The sequence below is a fragment of the Paenibacillus dendritiformis genome (genome assembly GCF_015845845.1).
GTDB lineage: Bacteria > Bacillota > Bacilli > Paenibacillales > Paenibacillaceae > Paenibacillus_B > Paenibacillus_B dendritiformis_C.
Genome location: NZ_LDIG01000248.1, coordinates 26,353 through 42,177 on the forward strand (window position 1 = coordinate 26,353; position 15,825 = coordinate 42,177).

The following is a 15,825-nucleotide window of genomic DNA, read 5'->3' on the forward strand; positions in this document are numbered from 1 at the left end:
CTATCGGCTTACGCCGTCGTTGTCTGATAAGCTACAGCCTGATTTTTGCGCGCCTTCGCACGCGGGCGAACATAGACGAAGTAAGATGCGGTCCACGTTCCCAGCAGGATAAAGAGAAGCGAAACCCATCCTTGCCAGGTCATCATGGCGGTCATGACCAGACCGTTCCCGATCGAGCACCCCCCGGCCCAGCTCGCTCCGAATCCCATCAGCAGGCCGCCGCCGAAGCTGGACAGCGCCGTCTTGGCGTCTGGCGCCCGGAAGCGGAATTCACGGCTCGCCTTCGCGGCGAGGAAGGAGCCTGCCAGGATGCCAAGCACCAAGAAGACGCCCCAGTTTACATATTTTTCGCTGTCTCCCGTCACCAAATATTGAAGCAAGTTCGCGGAAGGGGTCGTAATGCCAAGACCGGACATTCTTCCCGTCGCCTCGCTGAGCGGCCAGGCCAGAATCGCAATCAGGCCGACGAGCACCGCCGTAACGAAGGGATGCCACCGCTTCTCGAACAACATATGGTTCATCCCTGTGCGCTTCGCCGGCAGGGACGGAATCGCCACGGCAGGCTTGCGAAGCTGCCTGACGACCAGCCATAGCGTCAATAGCGCCAGGATGAGGATAAAAGGCCACACCGACAGGCCGAATGTGTCAGGAATGGAGTTTGTCGGCGCATGGTATGCTTTTAGACTGTTATTGACAGGCAGCAGCGCGCCCGACTTCATAACCGCGCTCATCGCCATATATCCGAACAGGGCGATCCAGCTTCCAATCAGGCCCTCTCCGGCCCGATACCACGTCCCGGTGGCACAGCCCCCGGCCAAAATAATCCCGATACCGAACAAAAACGAGCCGACCACCGTCGCCAGCCAATGGAACGAACCGGCTGAAAACTCGACCAAGCCCAGTTGAATCAGCGCAAACACGCCTATGCTCTGCACCGTGATGGCAATGAGCAGCGCGTAGAACATCCGGTTGTCCTTCGTCAGGTACATATCCCGGAAACCGCCGGTCAGGCAAAATCGTCCGCGCTGCATGACGAACCCCAGCAGCGCCCCGCATAGCAACCCCGTAATCAACATGAGTTCAATGACGCCTCCTCCCGGATTTAAACCGAGTAATTCAATGAGATTTATAAGTGATACTGATTTTATCATATCTTCGGAATGTGTCAATATACAGCATCATCCAGGCTGTAAAAAAGAGAGGGGCTTTCCCCTCTCTGTCATTAGCAAAACATATGCGAAGCGGCTTGCTCCTTATACCTGTACTTCATCTTACACTTCTCCCCAAAATACTTCGGTCTCGTATTCAAAGGATACGATCCCATTCTGTTCGTTCCGTGCAAATATGCGCTCCAATTCAGCCATCATCGGCTCATAGTTCGGATGTCCCGCCTGTGGCGCATACGAAGAGGACTGGAGCCGCCCGGCTTCAATATGCGGCGAAATTCCAGCCGCGCGGCGTCGCGATCGAACCAATGGAATGATTGCGCACAGACGATATGATTAACGGAGCTGTCCGGCAGCCCTGTCGCCTCCGCGGCGCCGGATACCGCGCGATATAGCGAATGATGGCCAAGCTCTTGGACTGCCGCTTCCCGCATCGCTTGATTCGGTTCAACGGCAATGACGCGGCTCCCGCGAGCCAGCAGCAGCTTGGAAAAGATGCCCGTCCCCGCCCCAATATCGGCAATCTCGTTCTCCGTACGAAAACCTACCGTGTCATACAAATACGAGATTGCTTCCGGCGGATAACTGGGCCGGTACTTCACATAGGCGTCGACTCGGCTTGAAAATCGCTCCTTACTGTTCATTCCATTCACTCTCCTTCGGCAAATTAATAAAGAAGTCAGATCCAAACAACTACCACCATGTTCCATTCAATGAAATCCGGTTTCATTATTTCCATATGTATATTATAGTACATCAGGCGACCGTATTCACCTGGGCAGAGGGAGCTGCGTATAATAAAAAAAGCACCATGAGGTGCTTTCTCAAGAAATATTCGATGTCTTTTCTCTACTGTGATATGACCTGCAGGAAGGAAGGAGCTTGATTATTAAGCGGCTTGCTTCACTTCCTTCTGCTTTTTCAGTCTGCCCATCACCAGCACGCCGGCAATGATTACAATCATGAGTCCCCACTTCAATACCGGATTTTCCGTGAAAAAGCCCTTCACTAACGGCTCATCCGTGATCATTTTAGCCGCTGTCCAAGCCAGCACCCCGGATCCAATATAGATAATGACGGGGAATCGCTCCACCCATTTCAAAATCAAAGTGCTTCCCCATACGACAATCGGCACGCTAACCAGCAGCCCCATCACGACCAGAATGAAATCGCCATGGGCGGCGCCGGCCACGGCGAGCACATTATCGAGACCCATGACCGTGTCCGCGATAATAATCGTCTTGATGGCCGCCCATATGCTGGCTGCCGATGCCACGTCATGCTTCTTCTCCTCTATAAGCAGCTTATACGCAATCCAGATCAGCATCGCCCCGCCGAGCAGCAGCAATCCCGGAATTTTCAACAACCATACTACGGCAAGCGTAAGCAGCGAACGAATGGCAATGGCGCCGAACGTTCCCCAAAAAATCACCTTTTTCTGTTGTTCCTTCGGCAAGTTCCTCGCCGACAGCCCAATCACAATGGCATTGTCTCCCGCCAGCACCAGATCGATAATGACGATCGCCAGAAGCGCAGACCAGAAATCTGCTGTCAAGAAATCCATCGTACCCTCTCCTATCTCGAATGTCGTATATATCCTTTCTTCAATGGCTCACATTTATGAACACGTCCGGGCAACACCCCTTAAAAACAAAAATGGCCTCTACCGATCACGGTAAAGGCCATAAATAAAGACCTTTACCGTAATGGTAAAGGTCTCGCCAGCAATCATCGTTGCCAACAAAGCCGGAGGCGTTATCCTCGTAATGACGACTTTATTGAACAGCTACTCCCCTTTATGTTTTCTATGTTAATTGATAAGGATACATAGGGTCAAGATAAAAATATCCTGCTTAATCAAATTGGTTACAGACTTGCCCATTGATCCTCGTAGACAAGGACAATTCCGTTATCGTCCACTTCGAGCCGCGCCGTGTAGCCGCTTGCGATCGATCGGTATAAATACGCATTGTCTTCCAAGCGTTCATAGGATTGCTTCAAGGGCTGGACCGTTAGCTGAGGAAAACAGATCCATACGGCCGATACGTCCATATTATACCACATTTATGAATCGCGTCTGGAGCAACTCCTTTGCAACCGTCTTCCTGTATTCTGACCGTGATGCGCCGCGAGGCGCTCATGACCAACACGCTGCGTGAATGCAGCTCACGAAAGGGAGGATGTCATGACGAAACGATGGATGTCTGCCATGATCATCATGGCGCTGTTAGTCTGTACCATCCTGGCAACCGCCGAATCCGCCCAAGCGGGCGAAGCCGCAGAAACCAGTCTCATACTGGAGCAAACGTACGCCGATGTCGCCAATGGATGGAGCAAAGCGGAACGCTGGAAAGACAACAACCCGATGTTCGCTTCAGAACATTACCCCCCGGATGGACAGGGAGATCAGATTGGCCAGCGCCTTCTCTTCTTCGGCGGCGTGAAGCAGCCGCATTCCAGCCGATTTCTCCTCTACTATGCGCCGCAGTATCAGACCAATCCTTTTCCAACCCCGGTTCTGCTTGTTCATGGAGCCAATGATAATGCCGATCGGGCCTGGGCCAATCCGAACGAGTTCGGTCCGGATACATGCGGGGCTTCCTCCTGCCCGAACACGGGACTGATGCAGTTCCTCGTTAGCCAAGGATATAAAGTATTCGCCATTAATTTCGCACATAAGCACGGGGACAATTATTATGCCGCCGAGCTAATTCACGATGCCATCCGGATCATTCGAAATGTTACCGGCGAGAGCAAGGTCGATGTCATCGGCTGGAGCAAAGGCGCGTTCGCTTCCCGCATGTACGCGTCATCTATCCACAAGCCAGGCGGCACGCCCTATGCGGGAGATATCCGCAAGCTGATTCTGATCGCCAATCCAAATAAGGGCACCGATCTTATATTTCGGCACGGGTGGACATTCAATTACGGCATAATCCCCGAATGCGGCGGGAGCATGAACGCCCCTTCGCCTCATACGCGCATGATGTGCTACGGCGTATGGCGCCATCACCCCGAGCTATCCATTTATCGAACAGCGGCGGGCGATTTCTTCCCCGGACAGAAGCAAATGCTGGCCAAATGGGATAACGTCCATCCGCTGCCTGCCAACGAACAGGATTGGTATACGACCTACTATGGGGGGCAAGGTTTCTTTACTGCAGGAGACGGGATCGATGCCGCCATGCAGCAAGGATCGTTGGTCGATGCCATCTTGGGGGCCGGCATTCCAGCCAGCATCTCAACGTATCTGTTATCCGGCAATCAGAACGATATCCCGAACATGCATAACGAGCATACGGGACCAAGCGATGGCGTCGTATTCGTGCAAAGCGCGGCAGCCGTACAAGGGATTGGCCGCGTCACGGGCAATGTCACGCTGCCGCTCAATCACTTGGAACTAGCATGGGCAAGTCAAGCTCGCAGCCAGATCGATCAGTGGCTGAAGCAGTAAAGCCGGCGTATGCCATATAAATAAGTAAATTTTTTGAATATTTTTCCACATCGCCTATATACTATCCTTGAAAGTATACTTTACATGCTAGGAGGGATTGTAATGAAAAAGGTTGTGCTTGCCATTCTCGTGCTCGTGCTGATCGTACCTGCAACGGTTGGCGCCCGCGGGAAGGACGGCGATGTCCTGGAGCGTATTCTGGATGTGTATCCGCATGTCACCAAGGACCAGCTCGTATCTGAAATTGAATACGCTTCCCAAGTCACCAAGCTTTCGCGCGACGTCATCGCCAGCCAAATGTACGAGGAACTGCGCGCGAAGAAGCCCGCACTGCAGAACAAAATAACAGTGCTTGGCGGCAAAGGCAACGGCGCCTATCAGCTTGCTTCCAGCAGCAAAGGCAATGTCTTCTTCGAAACGGCCTCCACAGCCGGGATCCCGCACGGACATGTCGGCATCTATTACACCCCCGACTACATCGTGGAATCCGTGCCCGGCTCAGGCGTGCGCAAGGTGAAGCTCATCGACAAACGCGTCGATGCAGGCTCCAAAATTTTGACTCCAAAGCCGCAATATGCAAGCGCTTCCGCAAGAGAACAAGCCGCCGACTGGGCGCACGGACGCATCGGCGAGAGCTACTCCTACAATTTCGCCACGAATCGCGCAACTTCGTGCATCGGGGATAAGAACTGCTCCAAGCTCGTATGGTGCGCCTTCAAAGAAAAAGCGAAGATCGATATCGATAAGGATGGCGGCCTCGGCGTCTATCCGGTCGATATCCGGGATTCCCCGATGTTTCTCACTTTGAAAAGCTATTGAATAAGCCTAATCCACGATGATGCCCAATCCTACGAAGCCGCCTGGAGCCGTTAAGCGGATGACTCTGCTTCTCTGCCTGCTCATCCTCTCAAGTACCTTGCTCTCATGCAGCCACCCAGCTTCTCTTCCTTCATCTTCGATCGATATGCGGCTCGACGACACCGTCGCCCTTGTCTATTATTCCACCTCACTGCCGAAGGAGTATTACAATAGAGGGACATCCTATCTTGTTCGCATGAATCGGGAAGGCGCCATCCAGACCCTCCCTGGAGACGGTTTGGAATGGGGCTCTCCGGTCAAGCTTCCCGATCAAAGCAGTCTGGTTATCCAGCGCAAAGACGGGATCGAGGTGCACACGAACGAAGCGAAGTCCGCTTCTTATGCCTCCCCCTGTGCGGTGAGCGCCGGATATCGGCAAATGTCAGGCTATCTGACCGGCAGCAAGCAATATTATTCCTTGTTCAATCAAGGCGTCGCTCCGAATGATGACTACGTATCTATCCTGCGCTGGGGAGACACCCATCATCACTATTGCCGGGAGATGCGCGAATTCGTCGAAGCCCAGGGGAGCGACGGGCACACGGTATACGCCTTAACCTCCGATCACGCCTCGCTTCAAGGCCTGAGCCTGGTCGTCGTGGAGCCTGGCCGCGACAAGCTGATATCTGACAAATACCCTCTGCTGGACATGGATACCGGGTCTCTGATCGTACAGACGGACATCGTACCCGTTCAAGGGAAGCTGTATACCGTCTTCTCCACGCGCGGCCCGGACAATCGCGTCAAGCTGCAGCTGATGGAGATAGACACCGCTTCGCATACGGCCAACGTCTATCCGCTGCATACGTATGGAGAAGAGTTGGATAATCGCTATTTCTCGCTCAGCGCGAATAGCCTCGGCATGGCAGAGGGAAAGTTGTACTACGTGGATGGCTATGGAACCGTCTTCCCCTTCGCGCTGGACACGCGCACGGCCGGACAGACGTATTCCCTCTCCGGCTTCGAACCGACTTTTGATCGGAACCAGGAGATGGGGTATGCGCGGGGGAATCATTACTACCTGTTCCGCTATGATGCCGCTCTTCAAGCACATAAGGTGGAGCAGTACCGCTTGACGGACGGTTCCTTGCAGCAGGAGCTGCGCATTCCGAAGGTGAAGGATGCCATCTCGCCGGAAGTGTATTTATATGATTTTCAGGTATTGAGTGATTTGTAGGCACCAGTTGTCCGCCTGGACCCAGTTAGACCCTGACAAGAGCATAGGGGCGCCTTCTGCGGCGCCCCCTCTTCGGCCAATCTTATGTCGTTGACCGGAACCCTTGCTTTGTTCGTGTTCCGAAACTCTCTCTATTATTTCTTGACTTTGCGCTCGATGCGAATGAGCTCGCCGGCTTGATTGATTTTGGCAACGATCGTCTCTTTGCCTTTGCTGCTGAACTTATAATCTCCCCAGTCTTTATCGATCTTCAATGTATAAGAGGATAAGTCTGCGTCGAACAACTTTTTCGCCACTGGCTTCACCAGCTTGATGTTTCCTCCTTGGTCAGCGTCTTCGTCTTCTTGTCAGCTTCGTTCGACGGGATCGTTACAGACACTGGCTTTCCTGTCTTTGCTTCAATAATGACCCACTCTTTTACGACGAACGCTCTGCCTTGCCCATCGGTCATGAATGATTTCTTTTTGCTCTTATCGCCGTTCACGTCGACGGTCCGCTTCAGCTCCCAGACTTCACCGGCCGCATCGCCGTCTACTTGGCGATGCTCAATCTCGGTAAATGGCTGGACCTTGGCCACTCCCATGCTCTTGACCGCCTGTTCGGCCGCTGCGATGATGTTGGAATCCCACGTCAGCCGCTTTATGTTTCAAAATATAATTCCCCGGCTTGCCTGTGTTCTTATCGATGGCGATGAACTGCCCGTCTTCCGTCTGGAAGGAGAGCGTTTCGCTTTCTTTCCCTTTTTCAGTGTTCTTAAAGAAATTTGCGCGCACAAAGGAAAGCTCTCCCATGCCATTCAATTGCTTGACAGCCGCCTGCGCCGACTTCAGCTTCGCCTCGTAATCTCCCGTTAACTCATCCATATCATAAGTAAGCGACAACGTCAGCACTTCGCCGGACACCGCATCAAGCGATACCACGGCGCTCCGATCCTTGGCCGAGATATACCATACCCCTCTTTTTGTGTTCTCGTCTACAAATTGTTCGCCCTTTAACGCTTCTTCGAGTTGAAAGGCTTTTCCGTTGCCGTAGTGCTCGATGGCTTTTTCCGCCGCTTCGGCAAGTTTGCGATCCATATCCGCGAACTGAACCGTCTGCGGTCCTTCGTTGTTCACAGCGGCTTGCGCAGCGAAGACAGGGGTTGCTGCGAACAGACTGCATGCCAGTGTTACCGCGAGCAATTTATTCATTTTCATGGAAAAAGTCCTCCTTTATCTTATAACCATCATTATTGTTGATTTCCCTCTTCTGGGATCCGCTCCAGCTTCCAGAACTCGCCCTTGGCATTCACGGTCCCTCTCACTGTCGTGGCGCCATGGCGCGTGAACGTATATTCGTTCAACCGGACGCCCACTTCATATCCTTCCAGATCGATGCCGAACACTTCCTTCGCGGCCGAACTTGCCTTCGTTATGGCTTGCTCTTCTGTATAGTGCGGTTCGGCCGCTTTGTCATCGCCAGGATGGTCATTTTTGAAGCTCTGTTCGACCGACCGCACCTGGTTCGTCTTCACGTCGACGGTCGCCAATAGGCTCATAACCCGGTAGAACTCCCAGACATGCTTCGTCGGCGTCACTCTCTGAACCATATGAGTCATTTCCAATGCTCTGCCTTGCGCAAAAGAAGAGTACGCTTTGTCCGCAACGGCCTTCGCCTCGGCATCGAATCTCCCTGGCTCATAGCTTAGCGAAGCTTCCATCAGCTTGCCCGTTAGCGCATCGATGATGATGTCGGCGTGCTCGTTGTGAAGCACCCAACGGTCATTCACCTCGGACTTCTCTCTCGCCGCTTCCTCAAACACGATCGGCTGATCCGGGCTGAGCTGGCGCAAGGTGTCTTCCACAGTCTTCCTCAGCTTCTCGTCCAGTTCGCCATAGGCAATGGCGCGTTGTACAGCGATCGGCTCCATCGTCGCCTTCTCCACAATCACGACGCTTCTGCTGTTATCCTTCGCATAGAGGAACCAACGATCCGAATATTCCGTGACGCCGTACAGCTCCGCCGTCCTGCCCGGAGCGAGCTCCCGCAGCGCCTGCTCCGCTTTTTGCACCATGTCAGGCTTCAATTCGTCAACGGTCATCTCGTATATCGGAACGTCGTCCAGCGGCGGAAGCTTCTCTGGCGATGGAACGAGCGGAATGCTCCAGTTCACGGGGATCTTCTTCGTCCATCTGTCCACATGCAGGGTGATGCGGTCAGGCACCGGCGTCTGGCCCTCGAAGAAGAACATCGTACGGTTGCGGTAATTCCCCTGCTCGTCTTGCTCCATCTCGATCACGCTTTGTGCCTGTACCGGCTTCCCTTGCCCGTCCTCCATGCGCCATTGCAGATCAAGGGTATCCGAACCGAGCTGTTGATCAGCCTCCAATATCCATCCCTTGCCTGCAAAGACGCTGCGTCCATCCTTCATCTGTTCCGGAGCTTCATCCTCCTTGGCCCGCATTTTGAACGTAACTTTCTTCCCTTTCACCTCCTTCACAAGCAGCTCCTTCCGCAGTGCCTCCGGTTCAAGCCCGACATTCAGCTCCTTGTCCGCCCGTTCCTCCATATAGATCGCGGTCAATTCGAGCGTCAAATCCTTCGCATCATGGAAAGGAAGGAAGGCATGCCGATAGTTCATATGCCCGGTGGTGCCCTGGGCATTCAGGAAGCGCTTGAGCACATTCCTGCTCCCCAAGTCCAGCTCTCCGCGCCGCAGCCCGTCCATGGCCGCGACGATATTCCCGTCGCCATCCTTAATCTCATACCGGAACATCGGATCGCTCTTCTTCGCGCTTCTCCAGGCCTGCGTCTCATCGACCTGAAGCAGCAATTCCGACTTGCTTGGACTATGCCGCAGCTGCTTGAAGTCGATGCTGAAGCCAAGCGGCGAGCTATAGCGCTGGTTGAGCGGAACGAGAGCGGACGACGCCTTCGCCGCGGACAGATCGATCGGCACCTCGAGATGCCATTTCCCGCGGGTCTTGTCGATTTGATTAATATCGAAGCGGACCGTAATCCGATCGGGCAGATCAGACAGGGACTGAACTTCATGTCCGGGAACGAGGTCGTCCAGCCCCAGCGTCAATATCCGGTCATTCCCGGATTTAAGCAGCTGCAGAGACAGCGGCAGCTCCTTCCCCTCGGCATCGACAATCACATACCGGTTCACGTACGGATCGTCATCGGTGCCGTCCGGAATGAACGTCTCGAACAGCAGATCGGAGTTCAGCGGCCTGCCGTCCTGTTCAAGCCCGAACAGAATCGAGATGCGAAAGACATCGTGAATCGCCTCCTTCACCCGAAGCGTAATCCCTTGATCGGTGACTTGCTTATTCACCGTTTCGGCATAGCCGTCGTCGGCCGCTTGCTTCAAGCCGCCGTCCGTCTTTTGCAGCGAAAACCAGGACTTCAACACCTCCGCAAATGTAGGCGACGTCGCCGCGCCGACCGCTGCGGCTAACAGCAGGGCGGCAACGGTGGCAGCCGCCGCCTTTACCCCTTTACGGGTGCGGCTCTCGCAAGCTCCCAATCGATTAAAAGGACTGATAGGCCGTCTCGTGAACGACATCGAGCGCGTCCTGCTTGTTCTTCAAATACATATAGGCGGTCCGGTAAATCTCTGCCTCATGCTGCTGCATATAGAAGGGCGTTTGGCTTTCCTTTTTGGAAATTGCAAAAAAATTTATGGATAAAACGCGAAAAACCCCGGAGACTCCGAGGTTTATTACGTATATATTTTACTTCATTACTTATTTAGGACATAAAAAATTTTATCCAAACACGCCCTTAAATCGGCCGACAAGGCGGCCTACCGCAACCAGCAGATTATCGATATAATTGCCGATATATCCTTCATCGGGACAAAATGGAGGCGCTTCACCTGCTTCGCCAGCCATCGATTATATCGAGGAGCATCTGACCGACACGCTGGAGATCGAGGATATCGCGCAGGCGGCGTTGTCCTCCCGCTATCATTTTCAGCGCATGTTCCATGTCCTGACCGGCTTCCCCGCAGAGGTTGAGGCTCCTTCTGAATTCGACCTTCTTCACGTTCCCGCCCGTACGTACGCGGTATTCGAGAGCCGGGAGACGCTGACAGAGGAATCCGACAGCGGCCTGGAAATTCAGAATGTATGGCGGCGCATCTATTCCGAATGATTCCCTTCGACGAACTTCGAACAAGTGGAAGAACCGTGCATCGAAAAATACTACTGGGTGAACCAACAGATGACCGAGTATATCTGCGAAGTATGGATTCCGGTAAGAAGAAAAGCGGAGCATGCTGCCAGATAGCATGAAGCCGCACGGAATATAGACGGGAGACGGGGCTGGACAATCCAGCCCCTGTTCGTCGTCGAACGAGTGACATGCTTGAGAACGGCTTGATGTGGAGTGGGTACCAGCCGCCTTTTGATCGCTCTCCCGTTCGCTCAGGGTATTCACAATTCCGCGCAACAAATAATGCAGCCCCGTTAACCGGAAGCTGCGCTGTTATCGGCATGGAAGTTCTCAGGAAAAATATAGTATAATAGATAGGCAATAAAATGGCTTTATGGGCGGTCGGCTAATCTCCCGGAAGGGAGGTGATGCCTGTGAGCGTATATGAAGCACTATCCACCATGTTCCAATTTGGGCTGTGGATATTTGCGTTATTGACGTTTGTGGTGACGCTGCTGATATACCTGCACACAAAGAAATAGACCGCCCTCGGCAAAGGTAGCGATCTATTTCTGGACCTTTGAACTAGCCACCGCCTTTGAAGCGGCTATTGCACTGGAGTCGTGTTCCCGCACGGCTCCTCTTCTATTTATATCTTAGCATGCGTGAATTTATACGTCCAGTTGTTCCACGCCCACAGTAAGTCAGATCACGGAATGCTTTTTTTCTCTAAACGCTTCTGTACTCATCTTACTCTCGCAGGGATGATATGATTAGATATATCTTAATCCTTCGATGAGAAAATGATCGGAAAGAGGAGAGCACCATGAGAAAAGCATACGTATCGATAGCGCTCGTGTTTTCACTGCTTTGCGCACTATTTTCCCCTGCCCTGCTGGCGCATCCCGGCAAGACCGATGCGAACGGGGGCCACACTTGCCGCACGAACTGCGCGCGATGGGGCTTGAAAGACGGGGAGTACCATTATCATAACAAGGATGGTAGCATAAGAAAGGCCGATAAGCAGAAATCGACTCAAAAAGAAGCCGGCACGTCACAGATTCTCCCTCAAAAGCAAAAGGCCGGCACGCTGCAAGTCTACTATTTGGATGTCGGACAGGGAGATTCCACATACATAAGAACGCCGCAAGGGCAGCATATCCTGATTGACGGCGGGGACAATGATAAGGGACAGGATGTCGTGGCATACCTCAAGCACCTTGGCGTCAAGCAGCTTGATGTGGTCATTGCGACACATTCGGATGCCGATCATATCGGCGGTCTGGACGATGTGATCAACGCCTTCAAGGTCAATGCCGTCTACGCCCCGAAAGTGTCCCATACCACGCAAACCTTCGAGGATTTCTTGAAAGCCGTCAAAAAGCAAAAACTGGGAATCAAGACGGCCAAGAGCGGAGTCACCATCCCGCTTGAAGGCGTTACGGCTGAATTTATAGCTCCCGTTAAGGAATATGGCAAGGATTTAAACGAATGGAGCGCCGTGTTACACTTAAAGTATAAGGTAGGCCATCACGGCTCGGACACATCGACGTCACAGAAGTTTCTGTCCGCCGTACAACCAACCTACGCAGTGATTAGCGCGGGAATGGACAATAAGTATGGCCATCCCAAGAAAACAACGTTGGATAGGCTCAAGAAGGCAAAGGTGAAAACATTCCGGACTGACACGCAAGGAACCATAACCGCTATCAGCGACGGCAAAAAAATAAAGTTCGAGACAGTGAGGTAATCCATATGATTAAAGGGATAATCGACAGATTCGAATGCGATCTGGCCGTGATTGAAGTGGATGGCCATACCGTTGAGTATCCGAAATATTTGCTGCCGGCCGAAGCCGAAGCAGGAGACGTCGTGATCATTAACGGCAATCAGTTCACCCTAGATAAAGAAGAGACCAAGAAACGAAAACAAGAAATCGATGAGCTGATGAATGACCTGTTCGAGGATTGAAACGCAAGCTGCCGGGCAGAAACTTACCTGCTCTCTGTTTTTATCTTGCCCGGCAATCAGTGCCGTATGCAATCTAAATCATTACAATGTCTTTGTTACAAAGAACCGTGGAATATTATCCTCCACGGCTCGTTTGGGTTGAATTAAAAATAGTTACTCAATAAGCTCTAACGGCAGAATTAAATCCATAATCCCATCCGCCTGAGCCATCGTCTGAAATAATTCTTATGGTATAGGTTCCCTCTTTCGTCGGTTTTGTTTCAAGCAGAACCCGATAGTTGTTGCTGGATGAAGTACGGCCCTTGACATATTCTTTATTGTCCGGATCATATACTACGATTTGCATGCCTCTTTTATCTTCGTCTTCCAGCCAAAACCTCATGTTTTTTGGAAAAACAAATAGCGCGGCCCCCGGAAGCCCGGAACCCGCGCCGTTATCGACATGTGAAGGGAATTGAACCCCGACCTACGCATTACGAGTGCGTTACCTACCGGTACGGAAAGATTTTATATCGACCCATTCGCTGAATTGTGAACCTTTATATAAAAATATGGTTCCGGTAGGTTTCGCACGGTTCTGTGTTGTTAGAAGCATTGGATAGGAAGTAGCCTCGGGACTACTCCCGGAGCATAATTAAATACTCCTTACTTAAGAGTTACTGCCATATGTCTGTCATAAAGAGCGATTCTCTGTGCATACCCATCGTCGTCAAACATAAAATCAACGGCCATTTGATCGTAAAGTTCTTCGGTCTATTAATTTTGTTGTGTTTCTTTACGATAATATAAAAGACTCAACTTTTGCAAAAGTGGCGCTCCTTTGACGTATTTGACTCATAAGGGCTGCTACAACACTCCATCGCGAAAAAAGTAAATGATTAGCTATTCAAGTGCTTCTTTAAAATCTTATGGTATGACTGCTCTCCATCCTTTGCTGTGGCAAACTTGAGGTTGAGTGTGGTTAGAGCAAGGAGAACTGGAATCCCCCTGAATTGTAACCGCTTACTTTATTGTCTCAAATATTATCATTTAAGGAAGGGAGTTATCTTGTATGAAGAAAACATCAATGTTGTTAATCTTGTCGACAGTTTTAATTTTTTCTTTAATGGGCGGCTCAATTATTACAGCTAGTCCTTCTACTTCTTTCGTAAACGAGTTAACTGAAGCTCATAAAGCTCCTGTAATGATGGCATACTATAGAACATGGCGCGACGTAACCATGCCTCATGATGCAAATTCAACCCTGCCATACCCTAATGTGACAGCTATGACAGACATTCCTGAAGAAATCGATATCGTTTCCGTCTTCCACTATGTAAAACCAGGTACAGATGAACAACTATTTTGGGACACGCTTCGTGATACGTATGTGCCTGTCTTGCACGAACGTCAAACCAAAGTGATACGCACTATAGATATAAGGGAGCTATATAACGTACCTAGTATTGGTACAATGCCCACATCCAAAGAATATGATCCCAGATTTCGAAAGCCCGTAATGGAGGCGAGTTAGTAACCTACTAGGGCGGGTAGCAACTGTAATAAACAAGAAAATATCCAGTCCCATGAGCGCTAATTCGAAAAGAAGGGCATATTTTCCCCCTCCCCATCCCACAGAGGCATTGCATTTCCATGTTTATTTTTGGAAGCGGTCATTCCAGCGCAGCAACTTTTGTCGCGATCCGTAGCCAAGTGTAGCGGTTCGGGAAATCTCTCGCCAACTTGAGAATCACCTGCCGACTATGCTGGATGATGGTCGCGGCACAGAGGAAAAACTCCTGACGAAACCGGGCAATCGTATACCCGTGATGAACCGGTTCACAGCAGTCGCGTTTAAACCGTTCGTAGAGGTTGTATGCTAACAGCTTGATTAGCAAGTCGATTTCATTCGCGGTGAAGCGGCTTGTCGAAATGCGGTTGATGGAAAAGCCACGCTTGGCTTCCTTGATGTGGTTTTCCATGCAGCAACGCTGGTTGTAGAAATGCCACAGGTCAATCGGCTCCCACTCAAGGCTTGTGACGATCGCTTCATACTGCCAATCTGTATCAAGAAGAAGCCGAGATTGATCCCCATCGTACACCTGTGCTTTGCGGATGACGGCAACACGGCGTGCTTTCTTCCAGGAGGTGGCTTTGTAGACCAGTACAATGCCCTCGATGATCCACTCCTCATCGACAAATCGCTTCCAAACGGAGCAGCGTTGCACTTCCGCTTGAAGTCGCTGGGTCCATTTCAATTTTCCTACATACCCGATTCCTTTGGATTCCCATAAGCCGTAAAAGTCCTCACCGCCAAATCCTTTGTCAAATCGGGCATACTTCACCGGACGATCACCAAGCAATTCGAACGTCTGGCGGAGGAAGTCAGCGGCATTCGTGGATGAATGCGTATTTCCAGCACGAAGAACAGCGTTTAAACACAAACGAGATTGGCCTTCATAAGCCAACAGCGGATGGTAGCTTTTACGTCCCGGTTTGTGGGGATTCGTGCCAACGGCCGCGCCTTTTTGGTGACCAAAAACGGTTTCCACGGTGGAATCCAGATCCATGATGAGTTCATCGGGCAAACCAGGCGCGATGACCTGCTGATTCAACTTTCTCAAGTCGAGTGTGAAAGTTGGTTGCTTACCAAACCGATTCAATTCTTTATACAGCAAGGTGTGGTGTGGACAGCGTCCACCGAGGAAACGTTGCACAAGTGCATCCTGTTGCAACGCTCGAAAATGAAAAAGGCGTTCACAACCGAGTGTCCAGCCGATTATGAGGTAGAGCAGGATGCGAAAAACAGGGAACAGGGAGTGCCTGTGTTTGATGTTGCTCAAGTTCTGCAATGCTTTGTCCAGTTCGATTTTTTCGAGATACTCCAGGAATACTTTGCTTCCACCAACGCTGGAAGCGTGACGCAAGGAAAATTCAGTCTTGATTTTGCTGACGGGTGTGGTAGACTTCACCTAAAAGGTGCTCCTCTCTTTGGGTGATGTTGTTTTCGCAAACACTATTCTACCAAAGATTTGGGCCCTTTTTTCATTTTTCAGGCACAGTTACTTTCGAAATTCAGG

The 15,825-nt window shown here is 51.4% G+C and carries 17 protein-coding genes, 1 tRNA gene and 1 pseudogene; 8 read left to right on the forward strand and 11 right to left on the reverse strand.

The window, feature by feature from the left end:
* Nucleotides 1-8: 8 nt before the first annotated feature.
* The 4 genes and pseudogenes from ABD76_RS24695 to ABD76_RS24710 form a co-directional block, all read right to left on the reverse strand.
* Nucleotides 9-1,076 carry a YeeE/YedE family protein gene (locus ABD76_RS24695; RefSeq protein WP_206765800.1) on the reverse strand — a complete coding sequence of 356 codons (1,068 nt, stop codon included), beginning with the start codon at nt 1,074-1,076 and terminating at the stop codon, nt 9-11.
* Nucleotides 1,077-1,271: 195 nt separating this feature from the next.
* Nucleotides 1,272-1,810, reverse strand: a pseudogene (locus tag ABD76_RS24700) (class I SAM-dependent methyltransferase).
* A 245-nt stretch (nt 1,811-2,055) separates the two neighbouring features.
* Entirely contained in the window at nt 2,056-2,730 is a 675-nt protein-coding gene (locus tag ABD76_RS24705; RefSeq protein ID WP_197259655.1) for a TerC family protein, read from the reverse strand.
* Nucleotides 2,731-3,032: 302 nt separating this feature from the next.
* Entirely contained in the window at nt 3,033-3,218 is a 186-nt protein-coding gene (locus tag ABD76_RS24710) for a putative glycolipid-binding domain-containing protein (RefSeq protein ID WP_242069791.1), read from the reverse strand.
* A 133-nt stretch (nt 3,219-3,351) separates the two neighbouring features.
* Between ABD76_RS24710 and ABD76_RS24715 the strand changes: the two genes are divergently transcribed.
* The 3 genes from ABD76_RS24715 (at nt 3,352) to ABD76_RS24725 (ending at nt 6,655) form a co-directional block, all read left to right on the forward strand.
* Entirely contained in the window at nt 3,352-4,620 is a 1,269-nt protein-coding gene (locus ABD76_RS24715; RefSeq protein WP_197259657.1) for an esterase/lipase family protein, read from the forward strand.
* Nucleotides 4,621-4,722: 102 nt separating this feature from the next.
* Nucleotides 4,723-5,439, forward strand: a complete 717-nt coding sequence (locus ABD76_RS24720) for a YiiX/YebB-like N1pC/P60 family cysteine hydrolase (protein ID WP_197259658.1) — start codon at nt 4,723-4,725, stop codon at nt 5,437-5,439.
* A 58-nt stretch (nt 5,440-5,497) separates the two neighbouring features.
* Entirely contained in the window at nt 5,498-6,655 is a 1,158-nt protein-coding gene (locus ABD76_RS24725; RefSeq protein ID WP_242069792.1) for a hypothetical protein, read from the forward strand.
* 134 nt (nt 6,656-6,789) lie between these two features.
* Here ABD76_RS24725 and ABD76_RS29945 read toward each other — a convergent pair whose 3' ends face one another.
* Genes ABD76_RS29945 through ABD76_RS24735 form a run of 4 tightly spaced genes read right to left on the reverse strand, consistent with a single transcriptional unit; the run spans nt 6,790 to nt 10,205 of the window.
* Complete coding sequence (locus tag ABD76_RS29945; RefSeq protein ID WP_242069793.1) at nt 6,790-6,960, reverse strand: hypothetical protein; 171 nt, start codon at nt 6,958-6,960, stop codon at nt 6,790-6,792.
* Nucleotides 6,957-7,238, reverse strand: a complete 282-nt coding sequence (locus ABD76_RS29950) for a hypothetical protein (protein ID WP_242069794.1) — start codon at nt 7,236-7,238, stop codon at nt 6,957-6,959. Before ABD76_RS29950 ends, ABD76_RS29945 begins: the two co-directional genes overlap by 4 nt.
* Complete coding sequence (locus ABD76_RS29955) at nt 7,201-7,851, reverse strand: hypothetical protein (RefSeq protein ID WP_242069795.1); 651 nt, start codon at nt 7,849-7,851, stop codon at nt 7,201-7,203. The genes ABD76_RS29950 and ABD76_RS29955 overlap by 38 nt, the downstream gene beginning before the upstream one ends.
* Nucleotides 7,852-7,883: 32 nt before the next feature.
* Nucleotides 7,884-10,205 (reverse strand): DUF4179 domain-containing protein, encoded by a 2,322-nt coding sequence (locus ABD76_RS24735; RefSeq protein WP_242069796.1) that lies wholly within the window; start codon nt 10,203-10,205, stop codon nt 7,884-7,886.
* A 269-nt stretch (nt 10,206-10,474) separates the two neighbouring features.
* Between ABD76_RS24735 and ABD76_RS24740 the strand changes: the two genes are divergently transcribed.
* The 4 genes from ABD76_RS24740 to ABD76_RS24755 all read left to right on the forward strand — a co-directional run bounded on the left by ABD76_RS24740 (nt 10,475) and on the right by ABD76_RS24755 (nt 12,766).
* Entirely contained in the window at nt 10,475-10,795 is a 321-nt protein-coding gene (locus tag ABD76_RS24740) for a hypothetical protein (protein WP_242069797.1), read from the forward strand.
* A 428-nt stretch (nt 10,796-11,223) separates the two neighbouring features.
* Nucleotides 11,224-11,337 carry a putative holin-like toxin gene (locus ABD76_RS31055; RefSeq protein WP_420901968.1) on the forward strand — a complete coding sequence of 38 codons (114 nt, stop codon included), beginning with the start codon at nt 11,224-11,226 and terminating at the stop codon, nt 11,335-11,337.
* A 284-nt stretch (nt 11,338-11,621) separates the two neighbouring features.
* Nucleotides 11,622-12,545: an MBL fold metallo-hydrolase gene (locus ABD76_RS24750; protein ID WP_197259661.1), complete on the forward strand. Its 924-nt coding sequence runs from the start codon at nt 11,622-11,624 to the stop codon at nt 12,543-12,545.
* A gap of 5 nt (nt 12,546-12,550) precedes the next feature.
* Complete coding sequence (locus ABD76_RS24755; RefSeq protein WP_006678380.1) at nt 12,551-12,766, forward strand: DUF3006 domain-containing protein; 216 nt, start codon at nt 12,551-12,553, stop codon at nt 12,764-12,766.
* 157 nt (nt 12,767-12,923) lie between these two features.
* Here the strand turns inward: ABD76_RS24755 and ABD76_RS24760 are convergent, their stop codons facing one another.
* Nucleotides 12,924-13,112 carry a copper resistance CopC family protein gene (locus tag ABD76_RS24760; protein WP_197259662.1) on the reverse strand — a complete coding sequence of 63 codons (189 nt, stop codon included), beginning with the start codon at nt 13,110-13,112 and terminating at the stop codon, nt 12,924-12,926.
* 91 nt (nt 13,113-13,203) lie between these two features.
* A tRNA-Leu gene (locus ABD76_RS24765) sits at nt 13,204-13,281 on the reverse strand.
* A 536-nt stretch (nt 13,282-13,817) separates the two neighbouring features.
* Between ABD76_RS24765 and ABD76_RS24770 the strand changes: the two genes are divergently transcribed.
* Nucleotides 13,818-14,279: an EndoS/ChiA family endoglycosidase gene (locus tag ABD76_RS24770; protein WP_242069798.1), complete on the forward strand. Its 462-nt coding sequence runs from the start codon at nt 13,818-13,820 to the stop codon at nt 14,277-14,279.
* Between the two features lie 139 nt (nt 14,280-14,418).
* On the opposite strand, the gene ABD76_RS24775 is transcribed toward ABD76_RS24770, so the two are convergent.
* Nucleotides 14,419-15,717: an IS1380 family transposase gene (locus ABD76_RS24775; RefSeq protein WP_197253375.1), complete on the reverse strand. Its 1,299-nt coding sequence runs from the start codon at nt 15,715-15,717 to the stop codon at nt 14,419-14,421.
* Nucleotides 15,718-15,825: the final 108 nt, after the last annotated feature.